This window comes from Paenibacillus sp. FSL K6-2441 (assembly GCF_037964765.1).
Classification (GTDB): Bacteria; Bacillota; Bacilli; order Paenibacillales; family Paenibacillaceae; genus Fontibacillus; species Fontibacillus phoenicis.
The window spans coordinates 2547905-2564476 of the sequence record NZ_CP150174.1; the positions used below are offsets into that span (position 1 = coordinate 2547905).

The window sequence follows — 16572 nt, forward strand, 5'->3', positions numbered from 1 at the left end:
CCTTCTATTCCTCAAACTCCGTGAAATCCACGTTTTCCACGATCCATCGCTTGCGCGGATCGACCTTGTCCCCCATCAGCGTAGACACGCGGCGCTCCGCTTTGGCGGCGTCTTCGATCTGCACCTGCAGCATGGTCCGCGTTTCCGGATTCATCGTCGTTTCCCACAGCTGTTCGGGATTCATTTCTCCCAAACCTTTGTAGCGTTGCAGCTCGAAATTTTTGCCGAATTCCTTCAGATAGTTTTGCAGCTGCTCGTCGGTCCACGCATATCTCACCGTCTCCAGCTTGCCGGAACGGCGGGTAATCTTGTACAACGGCGGCTGCGCGATATAGACCCGTCCTGCATCGATCAGCGGCTTCATATAACGGTAAAAGAACGTCAGGAGCAGCACTTGAATGTGTGCACCGTCCGTATCGGCGTCAGTCATGATGATGATCTTGGAAAAGTTACTGTCCTCCAAGGCGAATTCCGGCCCGATGCCCGCGCCAATCGCCGAAATGATCGCCCGGTACTCGTCGTTTTTGAGAATATCCGCAAGCTTGGCCTTCTCCGGATTCATCGGCTTCCCTTTCAGCGGCAAAATCGCCTGAAGCTTCGAATCACGCCCTTGCTTGGCCGAACCGCCAGCGGAATCCCCTTCCACGATAAACAGCTCCGTACGTGTATAATCCTTCGATTGCGCCGGCGTCAGTTTGCCGCCAAGGTTGGAGCTTTCGCTCCGCTTCTTGCCCGAACGCATTTCGTCGCGGGCTTTGCGAGCGGCTTCCCGCGCTTTGGAGGCTTGGATCGCCTTCTTGATCAGCGTCTGGGCGACCTGCGGGTTCTCTTCCAGGAACACCGCCATTTTCTCGCCGACTACCGATTCCACCGCGCTGCGCGCCGATGCGCTTCCGAGTTGGTCCTTCGTTTGACCTACAAACTCCACCTCGGACATCTTAACGCTGATTACGGCCATCATGCCCTCGCGCAAATCATTACCCTCGAGGTTTTTGTCCTTTTCCTTGAGCATTCCGTTCTTCCGGGCATATTCGTTCATCACGCGGGTGTAAGCTGTCTTGAATCCGGTTTCATGCGTTCCCCCGCCCCGAGTTGGGATGGAGTTAACGAACGACACCAGCGTTTCGGTATACCCTGCATTGTATTGCAGCGCCACTTCGACTTCGATGTCATCCCGCTCCGCATAGAAGTGGATGACATCATGCAGCACGTCCTTTCCGTCATTGAGGAACTCAACGAACTGGCTGGCTCCGCCCTCGTAAAAAAACTCGTCAGAACGGCCAGCCCGCTCATCCTTCAAGGTCACCTTCAGGCCCGAATTCAGAAACGCGATCTCTTGCAACCGTTCCGCGAGCGTATCGTAGTTTAATCCGATCCCGCCGGAGAAGACGCGAATATCCGGTTTAAACGTCACCTTCGTGCCGGTCTTGTTCGTATTGCCGATAATCTCCAGCCCTGTGACCGGCTCACCGACGTGTTCAATGCCTTTCTCGTCAACCCAATATTCGAAGCGCATCCGGTGGATTTTTCCGTCTCGATAAATTTCCACTTCGAGCCACTCGGACAAGGCGTTCGTTACCGATGCACCAACGCCGTGCAAGCCGCCGGATTTCTTGTAACCCGCTCCGCCAAACTTGCCGCCTGCATGCAGGATCGTATAAACGACCTGCGGCGTCGGAATGCCGGTTTTATGCATGCCGGTTGGAATCCCCCGGCCGTTATCGAGTACGGTGACAGATCCGTCCTTGTTCAGCGTAATATCAATTTTCGTGCAGTACTTCGCCAGATGCTCGTCGACCGCGTTGTCGACGATCTCCCATACCAGATGATGAAGTCCCGACGAGCTCGTACTGCCAATATACATCCCTGGCCGTTTGCGTACCGCGACAAGCCCTTCGAGCACTTGAATGTCGTCCGCGTCGTATCCCGAAGACGGGCCATCGGCATTCGTGCCGGGTACGTCCTCGAACAAATCGATTTGTTCGGCCATCATGCTCCCCCTTTAATTCTTTAGTCTACCTCTGTATGTAGTAGTCGAACAGATGTTTTGGTGCCTTTGTCCATTTTAATTCAAAATATCTTGTTTCGTAAAGACAAGGAATGAAACGACGAGGGCGCAAGCCCCCCAAATCGCCAGCACAGCCAGCGAAAATCCCAGCGTCATCCCCTCGATCGGAGCCGGTGTCCCCGCCAAATAATTCGTTAAACCGAGATTCACCATAAACAAATATTTGGCGCTGGTCCAGGAGGAAGCCATATTCGTCAAAATATTGCCGGCAATCAGCGTCGCCATCATAATGACAATGCTCGCCGACGTGCTGCGCACCAGCACCGACACCATAAACGCCAAGGCGGCCACCACCACGCTGACAAACCAGATCAGGCCGGCCTGCATGAAAATATACAACCATTGCGGCACTGCATGCACACCCGAAATGTCTACTTCGGCCCCCCGCAGCTGGAATCCTGTAAATACCGGCAGCGCCCATCCGCGGTAACCAAAAAATAACCCTGAAATTAAATAGCATATCAAACAGGTTGATACAATGATCAAGGACACAAACATCATCAGCGTGATGAGCTTGCTTAGCAGGATTTTCCATCGCCTTACCGGCCGAGTAAGCAGCATTTTGACCGTTCCACTCGTCCGTTCCGAAGACACAATATCCGATCCTACGCCCATAATTAACAGCGGAATGAACAGCGTAGCTGCGTTATCCAAGAACTCCCGAGTAAAAGATACGCCGCCCGGTTCTCTGGGATTCACGTCATGCTCCAAATAATATTTCAACTGTTGAATATAAATTTTACGGTATTTCTTCCATTCCTCCGGCACCCGGTCGCTGCCCAGGGAATTCTGATTGTCTGTGATCGCTTGTTGCACTTCCCGGCGCCAGTCCGTCCCGAACTTCTCCCGTTTGTCCTCCGCTTGTCGCAGTTGGGCGTATGCAAACATCGGGACCAGCACGATCAACACGAGCAAGATGACGTAAAAGCGTTTCTTTTTAATCATCTTGATCGTTTCATTTTTTACTAAAGGAAGAATGTTATTCAATGCTTTCACCTTCCGTCATCTCCAGGAACAGCTGCTCGAGCGTCGGATTCACCTTCTGCACGGCCTCTACCCGGATCCCTTCCTGCACCAGACGCTGTACGAGGCCAGGGATCAATTCCGGCTGCATTTGAGTTACGATCGCCTGGCCCTGGATTCCCGCCATAATCGTATCGTCCAGGACGTTTCCGGCTTCGGTTACCACGTTGACCCCGCTTGCCGACCGCAGCAGCCGCTCGCCAGGCTCCCGGGGCTCCAATTCCCAGACCACATAACTTCGATTCGCCTGGATCAGCTCATCGACTTTGCCGACGGCGAGTACACGCCCGCGCCCGATAATCGCCACTCGATCGCACAGCAGTTGAATTTCGCTGAGCAGGTGGCTCGATACAAAAACGGCCATCCCTTCTTCCGCGAGCCGGCGGATGAAGCTGCGCATTTCTTTGATCCCCTTGGGATCCAGACCGTTTGTAGGTTCATCCAGAATCAGAAGCTTCGGCCGGCCCAACAACGCTTGGGCAATACCCAACCGCTGCCGCATGCCCAGCGAATAGGTTTTCACTTTGTCGTCGATCCGGCCCGTTAGCCCAACCATTTGCACAACTTCTTCAATCCGCTTCCCATCGATGCCCGAAATCATGCGGGCGAAATGCTCGAGATTCTCCCGCCCGGTTAAATAGCTGTAAACCTCGGGATTTTCCACGATGGACCCAACGCAGCGCAGCGCCAGCTCCGGTTCCCGTTGTACATTGTATCCGCAAATATGTACTTGGCCTTCGGTTGGCCGAATTAAATCGACGAGCATGCGGATCGTGGTTGTTTTGCCGGCTCCGTTGGGACCAAGGAACCCAAAGATCTCTCCGGCGTACACCTCGAAATTCACTTCATGCACGATCCATTTACGTCCGATTTTCTTTTTGAGCCCCTGCACCCTTAGGACAGGTTGACGCTGCTCAGCGATGATCGGCTGCCGTGCTGCCATGGCGTTCACTCCTTCATTTAGACTCCAGCATTAAACCGTCATTAGCGTGCGATGCTTTGGACCATCCGTTCGGCAATCGCCTGGTAGCCATCTCCGTTCGGATGAAAATGGTCGCTCGACAAATAACGGGACGAGTTATTCGTAAACAAGTCATAGGTTGGCACGACCAAGGTGCCGTCATATTCCCCAAGCGTTTTCATCGCCATCGCGTTCCAGCGCGCTACCGCATCGTTACCGATTTCGCGCATCCCATCAAGATCGCTGAACGGATTATATAAACCCACGTAGACGAGGAGCGCTTGCATGTTGATTTTCTTGATTTGTGCTACGATTTTTTCAAAATCCGCCGAGCTCTTCTCAATCGCCGCTTCGATTTCCGTCTGGGTTGGGACTTGCTGTCCCGAGGTTAACGCCTCCGTGCCGTCAAACAGATCATTTCCCCCAATCGACAACAGGATAATCCCCGACTGCTGCAGGGCATATTTCACACCCGGATCGTCCAGCATCGGCAGCAGTTCCTTCGTTGTCAGACCGTTAATTCCCAAGTTATTGACCAGTTTAGACGTGGCGCCCTCTTTATTAAAGAGATCCACCGTCCGGCGGGCAAATCCGCTGCCTGTATCGTCCCCAGTCCCTTTGGCCAAGGAATCCCCGATGGCCGTCACATCCCAGGCCCCCGCTTTCACGGCGGGTTCCGTTTGGGACGGTGAAACTGTCGAATGGCCAGCGGCTGCCGACGGATCGGCAATATCCGACACCGCATATACGAATCCAGCGAGCAGAATTAAAGTCGATACCAGTGACGCCAATCCCGCCCACCGCCAAATCCGGGACGTCCTGCTCATGTAACCCCTCCTGTTTCCTCGCAGTCCCTCATTTACGCTAATTATGAGTAACTCTCCAACTTATGTAAATAACATAAAACTTCTTGCAAAGAGATGCAAATTTTCTCGAAAAAAGGACTAGCATTTTTAGAACTGTAGAGTTATAATAGTTCTTGTCCTTAAGAAACCTTCACATTAAGGAACCTTACATTAAGGGTTATTAGCTTAGCTGGTAGAGCAGCCGACTCTTAATCGGCAGGTCGCAGGTTCGACCCCTGCATAACCCATTTATAGCATCCTCCACTGCATTGGCAGCTTGGGGGATGTTATTTTTTTGTGTGCTTTCGGCGAAAAAAAGCGCGGGAATCGAGGGGATCGCCTCGTTCTCGCGCTTCATCGGGCTTCATCGCGCTTTGGAACAATAGTTGCTTAAAGATTATCGCCTTAATTGGCTCGAATGACTTTGACGTCGGCCGGAATCACCTTAACGCCTTCGTACAACATAAACCGCCCGTTCTGCCATTCGATCCGCAGCAGCTTGCCGTCGTCTGACTGGTACTGCCACACATGCTGTTCCCCGCCTTGAAGGAACGGCGTCTTGCCAACCACAGACACGTAACCGCCGTACTCTTCCTCCAAATAATACAGCGTTCCGTCAAGATCCATCTGGCCCGGCACCTCGGTCGGATCGTTCAGCCGTCCGTCAATCGGCTGATAGAGATGATACTGCAGCGTCTCACGATCCTCGACCAGCAGATAACGGATCTGACTGCCGTCCTGCAGCGTCAGCATAACCGCGTTACGCCCGCGATTGCCGACCCGGCCGGTCACCTCGTAGGAAATGAGCGATACCTCGCAGATATCGCCCGGGGCCAGCGATAGCATGCTCTTCTCTACGACAGGCGGCGCCGGTTTGGCAAACAAATTGCCGAGTCTTTTCCATACGCTCATATTTGGTCTAGCCTCACTTTAGAATCAAGTCGCTTATTTTTTATCCTCATATAGCTTCATCAGCTCGGCCAATTCTGCTTCCACGGCAGCATCCTTGTTCAGGCTTTCGAACTCTTCATCCAAGGATTTAGCCTTAGAGTTCAGCTCATTGCTGGCTTCGGCTTGGGCTTCCATTTGCAGCATCTTCTCTTCCATCCGCTTCAGGCCGTTTGCCGCGGAATCGGAGTTAAACCCGGACATCGTCTTGTTGATTTCATTTTGCGCTTTAGCTGCATTGTATCTGGCAACCAACGTTTCGCGTTTATTCTTCATTTCCGTCAGCTGTTTGCGCATTTCCTCAAGCTTCGCCCGAAGATTGTCGGCAGCGGCTTTGTTTTGCTCGTAGCTTGCCTTGTATTCCGCCATTTTTGCCTCAGCGGCTTTCTTCTCTTCAAGTGCGCGGCGAGCCAGGTCAACGTTTTGCGCTTGAGCCGCCTGATGCGCCTGCTGGGTACGCCGCTCGACCAACGCTTGCTGCTCTTCATACAAGCCTTTAAACTTCTTCTCAATCGCGATTTGGGCGGCAACCGCCTTCTCCGCATCTTCGAGATCTTCTTGCATATCCCGGATATATTGGTCGGTCAATTTGATCGGATCTTCCGCTTTGTCGATCAAAGCGTTGATATTAGACATGGTCAAATCGCGTAATCTTTTGAAAATGGACATTTGCTTTTCCTCCCGATTAAAATATCAGATTATGCTTATGTTTACGCTGCAAAGTTCGGGAGGTTTCAATAAAATATCTCGGATTAGACGATGAGCATGAAAGATTGATTTAAAGAGCTTTGGTGGCCGCCGGGTGAAATGTTCTTACGATCGCTGTTGCTCGCGGATTTCTTGGATTCAGTAAACTCCAACACTGTAGAAATCCGCTCCCAAAGGCGACCAATGCGTTTCTCCCGCACCTGATCTCTAACGGAACGTAGAGACGTTATTTAAACATTTCCCGGTCATTTCCCGTTCTAACGGAACCAGAAGCCGTTATTCACCTCAAAATGGACCCAATAGAGCCAAATTCACCCGAATAAGGTCTCCTCGTTCCGTTAGAATTCCCAATCATGCACCTAGAGCCAAATAGCGTCTCTCAGTTCCGCTAAAACTCCATTATCCCGTTGAATCACTCTACGTTGGTCCGTCAGCCGACTGCTCAAACACACTTTTCGCTCCCCAGACTCCGCTAAAATACATCAAAGAGCCCGGCTGTCTAGCCGGGCTCTTCCTGCATCCGCCCACATTTCCAGCGTCCTATTGCTTGAAGAAAAAGAATAACGAACCTAAGGGAGTTTACGTCCGCATTTGGGAGCCGCTTGTCTTCCTTCCCTCTCATCGATGGACAAACGGCGGACAAGAGCGGCTCGTGGTCGTTATCCTTTTTCGTGGATCAGCAATAGGATGAAGGGAACTTCCTATTTCCCAATAAACTCCTGCACCCAATACCCATTATAATACCCGACGCCGATCAGCTTGTATTTAGGGTTGAGGATATTCGCCTTATGGCCGGGACTCTCCATCCAATCCTTGACCACTTCCTCAGCGGTGCGTTGCCCTTTGCCGATGTTCTCTCCTGCGTAGATGTAGGTAATGTTGAACGCGTCCATCATGTCGAAGGGAGAGCCGTATTTCGGTGATGTATGGCTGAAATACGCGGTTTTGAACATGTCGATGGCTTTGGTTTTGGCCATTTTGGTCAAATTGGTATGTACGATCAGCGGCTTCAGACCGGCTTTCTTACGCTCCTGGTTGACGAGTTCAACTACCTTGGACGCGTTCTGTGTCTGGATCTTCAGGTAGACCGCTGCAAGCGACTTCGAGGAATTGCTGGCGGCAGCTGCGGCATACGCAGTATCCGTACCGAATCCAGTTCCTCCTTGCCACGTCGTCATAACCAAAACCAAGGCTGCAATCAGCAGCCCGGACAAACCGATTTTGCTCCACTTCTTCATGATGGCTTGCTCCCCCCAGCCGATTTCCTATCGCCGATTCTTGTCTTATGATTCTTGTCACATTTTAACATATTTCGACGGCTTCCGCTTGCGTAAAAAATGGAAAAAAGGACGGCACAAAAGCCGCCCTTCACTTAACCCTAAAAGACCTTATTTCTTGCTTGCGTATTTCCGCATATCGAACGCTACCGCAGCAACGATGATTGCACCTTTGATGATTTGTTGCCAGTAAGGACCTACGCCTACGAACGTCAAGCCATAGTTGATGACCGTAAAGATCAGCACGCCAGCCATAATGCCTGGAACCGTACCAATCCCGCCGGTGGTGGATACGCCCCCCACGACGCAGGCTGCGATCGCATCAAGCTCGTACATGTTCCCGTAGTTGTTCGTAGCACCGCCGGTTCTGGCTGCTTCCAGCACACCAGCCAAGCCGTAAAGCGCCCCGGCGATCGAGTAGATCATAATCAAGTTTTTGGAGACGTTAATCCCCGATACTTTCGCAGCTTGCTGGTTGCCGCCGATGGCGTACATATTTTTGCCAAGCCGGGTTTTATTGAACATGACCCAAACGATCGCACAAACGACAATCGCAATAATGACGATATATGGAATCGAGAAGCTCCAGTTACTGAACAATGAACCTGAACCTAACGTTGTAAAGTCGTCGCGCAATCCGCCGATCGGCTGGGATTGGTTCGGCTCCGTATCGAAATATAGGGAGTTGATCCCGTAGATGGCAACCATGGTGCCCAGTGTAGCGATAAACGGCGGAACCTTAAACTTGGATACGATAATCCCGTTGATCAGACCAAAGATCAGACCTACAACAATTGCGATCAAAATCGGTACAAACAACGGAAGCTCCGGCAGGTTCGGGAAAAAGCGACGGGCATAATCGACCTCTTGCAGCATGGAGGCAGAGACGACAGCCGTCAATCCGACCATCCGGCCCGCGGACAAGTCGGTACCGCCGGTAATGAGGATAAACGCAACCCCAAGGGCGATGATAACCCGGGTGGACGATTGGATCAAAATATCGCGAAACGTATTTAGTCCGATAAAGCTTGGATCATAAGCGGCGATGCCGATAAGCAGCACGGCCAAAACGATATAAATGGCATTTTCGGTCACAAAGCTCTGAATTTTCTTTGTATTCATGATTTTCTCCTCCTTCAAATCCTTAGTGCTGGGCTGCCAGACGCATAATTTCTTCTTCCGTAGCCTTATCTCCATCCAATATTCCCGTCAGACGGCCTTCGGACATTACCATGACACGGTCGGACATCCCAAGCAGTTCAGGCATCTCGGATGAAATCATGATGATGCTCTTGCCTTGCTGTGCCAAATCCGCAATAATGGAATAAATTTCGTATTTTGCCCCGACGTCGATCCCGCGCGTCGGTTCGTCCAGCAGTAAAATTTCCGGGTTAGTGAGCAACCAACGGGCCAGCAACACCTTTTGCTGATTCCCGCCCGAAAGGTTCATGATCAGCGTTTTAGGCGACGGTGTTTTCGTCCGCAGCTTCTCAACCATTTGATTGGCTTCAGCCTTTTTCTTCCGCTCATTCAGCAGGCCAAAAGGCGTCACATAACGGTCAATGTTGGCAATGGCCGCATTTTCATGAACAGACAATACCGGGAAAATACCGGTTGTCCGGCGTTCCTCCGTCAATAGCGCCAATCCGTATTTTTTGGCTTCACTGGCGCTGCGGATCTTCACCTCTTTGCCGTGAATCGAGATGGTGCCGGACTGAATTTCACGAAGGCCAAACAACGCTTCGATTAACTCGGTGCGCTGCGCCCCAACCAGACCGCCTACGCCAAGGATCTCCCCTTTGCGCAATTCGAACGATACATCTTTAAAAGATTTTGGATCGACGGACGTCAGATGCTCTACCTTCATAATGACGCCGTTTGGCTTGTTGTGGCGATCCGGGAATCGCTGCGTGAGATCGCGCCCAACCATCTTGGAAATAATGAGGTCGGTCGTCATCTCCGACGCTGGCCACGTCCCAATCTTCTTGCCGTCACGCATGATCGTTACATCGTCGGAGATCCGCAAAATCTCCTCCATCTTGTGCGAGATATAGATGATCGACACCCCGCGCTTCTTCAAGTCGTTGATGATCCGGAATAGATGCTCAACCTCTACGCTTGTCAAGGAAGAGGTAGGTTCGTCCATCACGATAATCCGCGAGTTAAACGATACCGCCTTCGCGATCTCGATCGACTGGATTTTGGAAACGGACAGCTTGCCGACAATCGTATCCGGATCCAAATCAATATCTAATTGTTTAAACAGCTCTTCCGTATCCTGATACATCTTCTTATGGTCGACGAATTGGAAGGGTCCCCATCCTTTCATCGGGAAACGTCCGAGCCAGATATTTTCCATCACATTGCGGAAAGGTACCGGATGCAGCTCTTGGTGAATCATCGAGACCCCAAGCTTCAGCGCATCGCTGGAATTGTTGATTTCCGCTTTTTGACCATTCAAATAAATTTCACCGCTGTCCGGCTTATAAATCCCGAACAGACATTTCATCAGCGTGGATTTGCCGGCCCCATTCTCGCCCATCAGCGCATGAACGGTACCCGGTCGAACCTGCAGTGTTACGCCATCCAGCGCTTTAACGCCGGGAAATTCCTTGGTAATGCCCTTCATTTCGAGCATATATTCAGACATGGTTTTCGCCCCCTGATCATTTCTTCCGCTTTAGAGGCACAGCATCGTTTCCTCCTGTGTTCCTATCCCCTGTGAAAAAACAGGAGGTCCGTACCTTTCGGCATCGAACCTCCCATGTTGTTCTAGCGAATATGAGAAGTCCTGCTGATTGACCTGCTCGCCGTACTCTTATTTGAATTCAGCAGCGTTTTCCTTCGTTACTTTTTGGTATGGAATCCACACATATTGATTGTCGGTGATATCAAAACCTACGTTGTCTTTGCTGATCGCTTCGCCTTTGGCCAGCAAGGAAGCCAGGATAACCGCTGCTTTCCCTTGGTTCTCCGCATCGTTCAGAACCGTACCCAGCAATGTACCTTGTTCAAGCGCTTGCAGGGCTGGTGCCGTTGCGTCAACGCCTACAACCGGCATGTATTTGTCACCCGTGAAGTAACCAGCAGCTTTCAGAGCTTCGATCGCGCCGAGTGCCATGTCATCGTTGTTCGCAAGTACGGCTTCAATTTTATCGCCATTTGCGGCCAGGAAGGCTGCCATTTTCTCTTGGCCTTTTACGCGGTCCCACATGGCTGTGTCTTCAGCAACTTTTTCGACCTTAATGCCGGCATCTTCAATCGCTTGGACCGAATATTGCGTACGCAGCTCAGCATCTTGGTGTCCAGGTTCGCCCTTCAGCATAACGTATTGCAGCACGCCGTCACCATTCTTATCTGCTTCCGGATGAGCTTTCCAGTAGTCCACGATGATTTGACCGGACAGTGTACCGGATTCTTCAGCTCTCGCACCAACGTAGTAAACTTTATCCCATTTCTTCATATCTTCCGGCAACGGTTCGCGGTTCAAGAATACAACCGGTGTGTCCTTCGCTTTAGCTTTGTCGATAATGACGCCTGCTGCCGTCCGGTCAACCGGGTTAACAATCAGCGCATTCGTCTTCTTCGTCAAGAACAAGTCGATTTTATCGTTTTGCGTAGGCTGGGAGTTTTGGCTGTCAACGATGTCCACTTTCGCGATCCCGTCAGCATTTTTCTCGATCGAGTTACGAACGCCTGTCATAAACGTATCGTCAAATTTGTAAATCGCCACACCTACGTTTGGAGTAGAACCCCCATTTCCTCCGCTGCTCTCTTTATCGCTGCTGTTGGAGCATCCGACCATCGTCGCTCCCAGCATGGCTGCAGCCAGCATGACCGTTGTAAGCTTCTTCATATTTTTTGACCTCCTGAAAGTGTATTTCTAAGTGATATCCTCTTGGATACGTTTTCATTATGCATGGTTTCGGGCACCTTGCGAATCCAAAATTCTAAGATTTTTCTATCAAAATTCTGATGATGTCGAATTAAATATCTAAATCCTTATATCGATAGTCGCAAAAAAACATCAAACAGCAAGCGCCCCGGATTCCCGGTAACCACTTGCTGTTTGCTCGTCCCAGCTTCAACTCTAGAACAACTTGGCTACGCCAACCGTCCACTTCACTCATTTCACGAACGGAAACAGAAGCTTCTGGTTTTCAGGCCACAGCATATTATTCAGGTCGATCAGCTTCGTATCCGTTGGGATTCGATCCTCAAGCTTCTCGCCGCGGGCCGCCTGGACAGCGGCAGCAACCGCCATGTACCCGTTGTTGAACGGGTTCTGTACGACCATCGCCTGCACCTTTTCCTCCTGCAGGAGTTCAAGCATCTCCGGCGGATTATCGAAGGCGATCATCTTCACCTTGCCGCCGTATCCAAGCTCGTCGACGGCCCGGCCTGCGCCAATCGAAGATTCGGCGCTTAGTGAAACGATGCCGTTCAGATTCGGGAACCGCTTCAGCATATCCGCCGTCAGCTTGTAGGCGAGATACTCGTCCGACCCGCAATACTGAATATCGACGACATGGACATCGGGAAAGCGTGCGACGTAATCAAGGAAGCCTTCCTCACGCTGGTTGGCGTTACGGGCGCCTTTCACAAAATTAATAATCCCGATTTCGCTCACAGGCCCGGTGAGATCGACCAAGCGTTCGGCCGCTTTCTGGCCGGCCTCGTAATTGTTTGTCCCCACGAACGTCTTTACCTTGGTGGAAGCGACCTCCGAATCCATTGAAATGACCGGGATGTCGTAATAGGATGTCCGGTCCGTCACCTGCCCCAGCGCTTCATAGTCGGAAGCCGCCAGGATGATGGCGTCCGGACGCCGCTCAATCGCCTCTTCCATCAGGCGAATTTGGCCTTCGACATCGTTTTCGTTCTCCGGGGCGACAAAATTCAACCGGACATTAAACTCCTTGGCCGCGACCTCCGCCCCCAGCTTGGTCGTTTTCCAATAATCGCCGCGATCCATCTTGACGATCATGTCCACGTCGTAAATTTGCTGATGATCCGCCCCGCTCCCGGGACCTCCGCAGGAGGACAGCAAAGTGATCAGCGCTCCTGCCATCAACAGAATGCCAGCTCGATAGATGCACTTCGGCAACCGCTTCATGACTGCATCCCGCCTTGTTCCAGACTTTCCGGCTGTACAGCCGGGATCGTAATCGTGACCGTCGTGCCTTCCTCCGGTTCACTTTCGAAATGAAGCCCGTAACCAGGGCCGTAATAGAGCGTGATGCGTTCCTGCACGTTTCGTACCCCCACCCCTGAGCCGCTTTCGCTGCGGATGTTTCCACTGAACAGCTTCTCCACCGTATCGGGAGACATGCCGATGCCGTTGTCACGGATCCGGAAGATCAGGTTTTCTCCTTCCAAACGGGCCTCGATGTCAATGAATCCTTGCTCGGCCGATTTTTCGATCCCGTGATGGATGGCATTTTCGACAAGCGGCTGCAAGATCAGCTTTAAGGTCGAGCATTTCAACGCAGCTTCATCCGCCCGTATCTCATACCGGAACTTGTTCTTGAACCGGATCGTTTGAATGATCAAATAATGCCGCACATGCTCCAACTCGTCCTGCACGCTGATGATATGTTTCCCCTGGCTCAAGCTGATCCGGAAAAACCGCGACAAGGACGTAATCGTCGTCACGACCTCCTCGTTCCGTCCCAGCTCGGCCAGCCGGGTGACCGAATTTAACGTGTTATAGAGAAAATGTGGGTTGATTTGCGACTGCAGCACATCCAGCTCACTCTTGCGTTTGGCTTCCTGCTCCTGGATGATCTGATCCATCAGCTCGCGGATCCGGCGCAGCATCAAGTTAAACCGTTTGGACAGCTGCTCCACCTCATAAGCGCCACTAACATAGACATTTGTTCCGAAGTCTCCGCGTTCCACCATTTGAACCGAGCGTTCAAGCTTGCGAATCGGCTGCGAGATCCGGGCCGAAACATAAATGCTGATGAACAGAATGATGGCGATGGCCAGAGGTAAAAACCAGGACAAAAAGTCGCCAACTTCCCGTTTCGTCGTCAAAAATTCATCCGCATAAGCCACCCCAACGATTTTCCAGCCAGCCGGCTTTACGGTCTGAATTGTAATGATCCGCGGCTCCCCTTCCAACTCATCGTAATAACGGCCATACGAATAATTCAGCACCGGCTCCAGATTTTCATATTTCAACCCGGCATAAATGAGCTGTTGCTGCGGATGGTATACGATATTTCCCACGGCGTCTATGATGTACACGTACCCTTTTTTGCCTAAGCTGATCCGCCCGCTAAGTTCGTCGATGGTACGGAAGTTGATATCAATCACCAATACGCCTTGCTTCATCTGGCCTTGATCCCGGTAGTCCACGGTTTTGCTCATGGATACGACCCAGCGGTACTGCCATTTGAACAGGTTCTGAATATGCGGCGGAGTAAATTGCAGCTTCCCGGGATTCTGAACCGCAGATTCGAACCATAATTGCTCCTGCAGCCGTGTGTTTTGCCGCATCGGAAGCGTCGGCACGTTGCGCACCAGCTTCCCATCCTCGGTAAACAGCGCCATGGAGACCAGATCTTCGCGAGTACTGAGTACGGTCTGCAACTGTTCTCCAAGCTGATCGTTGGTGGGCAAGTTGGGGGAAACGGAGATTTTTTGCTCCACGAGGTCAAAAATATCCTGCATCCCGCTGACATACAGCTCCAGGTTGGAATGAACCTGTTCAATAATTTGCTCCAGGCTTAAGTAAACGTTCTCTTCCGCAACCTTAGAGAAGCGGTTGTATAGCAACGTCGTGACTAATACAACCGCCAATACGGTAACGGTAATCGAAGATAGAGAAATAAGCACCTGAATATTACGAACATGAAACCCTTGAAACAGACGCGTGAACGAACGCCACAACTTCATGAGCTTCTCGCTCCGATACGATATTCTTTCGGGGAGATGCCGAATTTTTTGCGGAAGCAGAAGCTGAAATAGTTCGGATCGGCAAACCCCACGCGCTCGGCGATCTCAAAAGCCTTCAGATCCGTCGTTGCCAGCAGGTCCTGCGCGGCATCCATCCGTACGCCCATCAGGTAATTGACAAAGGTCGTCTTCGTTTCTTTCTTGAAAATGTTACTGAAATACCCGGTACTGATATGGAGATGCTGACATACCTTAGCGATGGAAATTTCATGGTCACCGTAATGCGCCAAAATATATTCCTTCGCCTCGTCCACCAGCTTGTTGTAGCTGGACTGCCTGTCCGTGGCGATGGATTGCTTCAGCTTCATGCATATATCCAGGAACCAGGCTTTTGCTTCATCGGCATGCGAAAATTTGACGAACTGTCCGAGAAATCCAGCCCCATCTCCAAACAATTTGTCGAGGTCAACACGGATGTCCTTGGCGACCTTGATCACTGCGGTCAACAACTCCAGCAAATACACTTGGAAGTCTTGATACGATGCTTTGCTGTCCGTTAATGCCTTGAACAGTTCCTCCAGAAGATTAACCAGCTCCTGGTCACTGCCAACCTTCAAGCAACGGACCAGCTCTTTCTCCTTCATCTCATCCAACGACAACGGGTCCGTTTGCCGCGATTCCACGTCCTCAATCCAAATCACTTTGTTTCCCCCGAGAATGACGCGGTAATCGAGTGCCTTCACCGCCTCTTCATAGGAGCCGGCAAGCTCGCTTAATTGCCCCACCTCAGAACCGGCGCCAATCGTCACCGTCAGCTTGAGGAAGCGCTCCACGCTAAAACGGATTTCTTCCAATAATTGCAGCGTTTGATCCGCAAGCGGTTTGTCCGCACCGGGTTCCCCTACGCTGAGCACCACCACCTCGTCATGATGGATGAATGCCCTGCCTTTCGGATGGAGCCGGACGATTTCCTCCGCAATGTTAAAGACAGCAAAAAGCTGCAGCTGGGTGTCATTCGTATCTTTCAGAGACAACGCTGTACCGTTACCGGGTTCGTGGCTTCCGTCTGATCCCCGCCAAGCTGGCGCGGAATCGATGCGGATCGCAGAAACCATGTATCGATCCCCGCTGAGGTCTAGATCATAATGCTCGCATTTCTCACGAATTTCCGCTTCTTGCAGCCGCCGGGATACGAGTGAAGACAAAAATAGACTTTGCAGGATCGGCAGATTTTTACGGTAGTGCTCGGTCAGCAGCTGCACATTTTCCTTCGCAGCCACTTCCTCATCGAGCTGCAGCTTCACCTTACGTAAAATTTCGGCCAATTCTCCTGCCGAAAACGGTTTCAAAACATATTCATCGATTCCCAGTCGGATGGCCTTCTGTGCATATTCAAATTCCTCGTATCCGGTTAATATGATGATCTTCGTTGCCGGATACCGTTCACGGATCCACTCGGAGAGCTGCAATCCGTTCATAAACGGCATTTGAATATCCGTCACCACAACGTCCGGCGCATGCTTCTCCACGAGCTCAACCGCTTCCTTGCCGTTCTCCGCCGTCTCTTGGACGACGTAACCGAGACCTTCCCAATCGATTAGGCCTAATAGGCCTTCCCGCACATCTTCTTCATCATCGGCTAAGATCAATTTATACATCGATGGACCATCCTCTTCCATGCCCTGATTTCCCCCCGATTTTAACGTATCGGTCCGCAAAAGTAAATTACGGATCACACGGAGCGGCTAGAAGGAACCAAGACCTTAGTCTAGTTTGTTTTCCGCCTTCGGTCCGTTTTGGGATTCCCATAATCCAAGTACCATGTTAATATTCAATGGA

13 protein-coding genes and 1 tRNA gene are annotated in these 16572 nt (G+C 51.4%); 1 reads left to right on the forward strand and 13 read right to left on the reverse strand.

Annotated elements, in window-relative coordinates; translation table 11 throughout:
- Nucleotides 1–4: 4 nt before the first annotated feature.
- The 4 genes from parE to NSQ80_RS11600 all read right to left on the reverse strand — a co-directional run bounded on the left by parE (nt 5) and on the right by NSQ80_RS11600 (nt 4879).
- Complete coding sequence (gene parE, locus NSQ80_RS11585) at nt 5–1990, reverse strand: DNA topoisomerase IV subunit B (RefSeq protein WP_009225954.1); 1986 nt, start codon at nt 1988–1990, stop codon at nt 5–7.
- Nucleotides 1991–2065: 75 nt separating this feature from the next.
- A complete protein-coding gene (locus NSQ80_RS11590; protein ID WP_036645926.1) occupies nt 2066–3055 on the reverse strand; it encodes an ABC transporter permease in 990 nt (329 codons plus the stop codon).
- Nucleotides 3048–4034 carry an ABC transporter ATP-binding protein gene (locus NSQ80_RS11595; RefSeq protein ID WP_009225952.1) on the reverse strand — a complete coding sequence of 329 codons (987 nt, stop codon included), beginning with the start codon at nt 4032–4034 and terminating at the stop codon, nt 3048–3050. The genes NSQ80_RS11590 and NSQ80_RS11595 overlap by 8 nt, the downstream gene beginning before the upstream one ends.
- Before the next feature lie 41 nt (nt 4035–4075).
- Nucleotides 4076–4879 (reverse strand): GDSL-type esterase/lipase family protein, encoded by an 804-nt coding sequence (locus tag NSQ80_RS11600; protein WP_260070755.1) that lies wholly within the window; start codon nt 4877–4879, stop codon nt 4076–4078.
- 193 nt (nt 4880–5072) lie between these two features.
- On the opposite strand from NSQ80_RS11600, the gene NSQ80_RS11605 reads away from it, so the two are divergent.
- Nucleotides 5073–5145 (forward strand) — tRNA-Lys (locus tag NSQ80_RS11605).
- A gap of 157 nt (nt 5146–5302) precedes the next feature.
- On the opposite strand, the gene NSQ80_RS11610 is transcribed toward NSQ80_RS11605, so the two are convergent.
- The 9 genes from NSQ80_RS11610 to NSQ80_RS11650 form a co-directional block, all read right to left on the reverse strand.
- Nucleotides 5303–5809: a DUF4178 domain-containing protein gene (locus tag NSQ80_RS11610; protein ID WP_009225950.1), complete on the reverse strand. Its 507-nt coding sequence runs from the start codon at nt 5807–5809 to the stop codon at nt 5303–5305.
- A gap of 33 nt (nt 5810–5842) precedes the next feature.
- Entirely contained in the window at nt 5843–6514 is a 672-nt protein-coding gene (locus tag NSQ80_RS11615; protein ID WP_260070754.1) for a PspA/IM30 family protein, read from the reverse strand.
- Nucleotides 6515–7254: 740 nt separating this feature from the next.
- Nucleotides 7255–7791 (reverse strand): CAP domain-containing protein, encoded by a 537-nt coding sequence (locus NSQ80_RS11620; protein ID WP_009225948.1) that lies wholly within the window; start codon nt 7789–7791, stop codon nt 7255–7257.
- A gap of 150 nt (nt 7792–7941) precedes the next feature.
- Nucleotides 7942–8952 (reverse strand): galactose/methyl galactoside ABC transporter permease MglC, encoded by a 1011-nt coding sequence (mglC, locus tag NSQ80_RS11625; protein ID WP_036645890.1) that lies wholly within the window; start codon nt 8950–8952, stop codon nt 7942–7944.
- Between the two features lie 22 nt (nt 8953–8974).
- The gene (locus NSQ80_RS11630) at nt 8975–10480 is read right to left on the reverse strand and encodes a sugar ABC transporter ATP-binding protein (RefSeq protein ID WP_009225946.1); all 1506 of its coding nucleotides are present in this window, start codon (nt 10478–10480) and stop codon (nt 8975–8977) included.
- Nucleotides 10481–10648: 168 nt separating this feature from the next.
- A complete protein-coding gene (locus NSQ80_RS11635) occupies nt 10649–11686 on the reverse strand; it encodes a galactose ABC transporter substrate-binding protein (RefSeq protein ID WP_009225945.1) in 1038 nt (345 codons plus the stop codon).
- 270 nt (nt 11687–11956) lie between these two features.
- Entirely contained in the window at nt 11957–12946 is a 990-nt protein-coding gene (locus NSQ80_RS11640) for a substrate-binding domain-containing protein (RefSeq protein WP_009225944.1), read from the reverse strand.
- Entirely contained in the window at nt 12943–14733 is a 1791-nt protein-coding gene (locus tag NSQ80_RS11645; protein WP_339299128.1) for a sensor histidine kinase, read from the reverse strand. The genes NSQ80_RS11640 and NSQ80_RS11645 overlap by 4 nt, the downstream gene beginning before the upstream one ends.
- Nucleotides 14730–16391 (reverse strand): response regulator, encoded by a 1662-nt coding sequence (locus tag NSQ80_RS11650; protein ID WP_339299130.1) that lies wholly within the window; start codon nt 16389–16391, stop codon nt 14730–14732. The genes NSQ80_RS11645 and NSQ80_RS11650 overlap by 4 nt, the downstream gene beginning before the upstream one ends.
- Nucleotides 16392–16572: the final 181 nt, after the last annotated feature.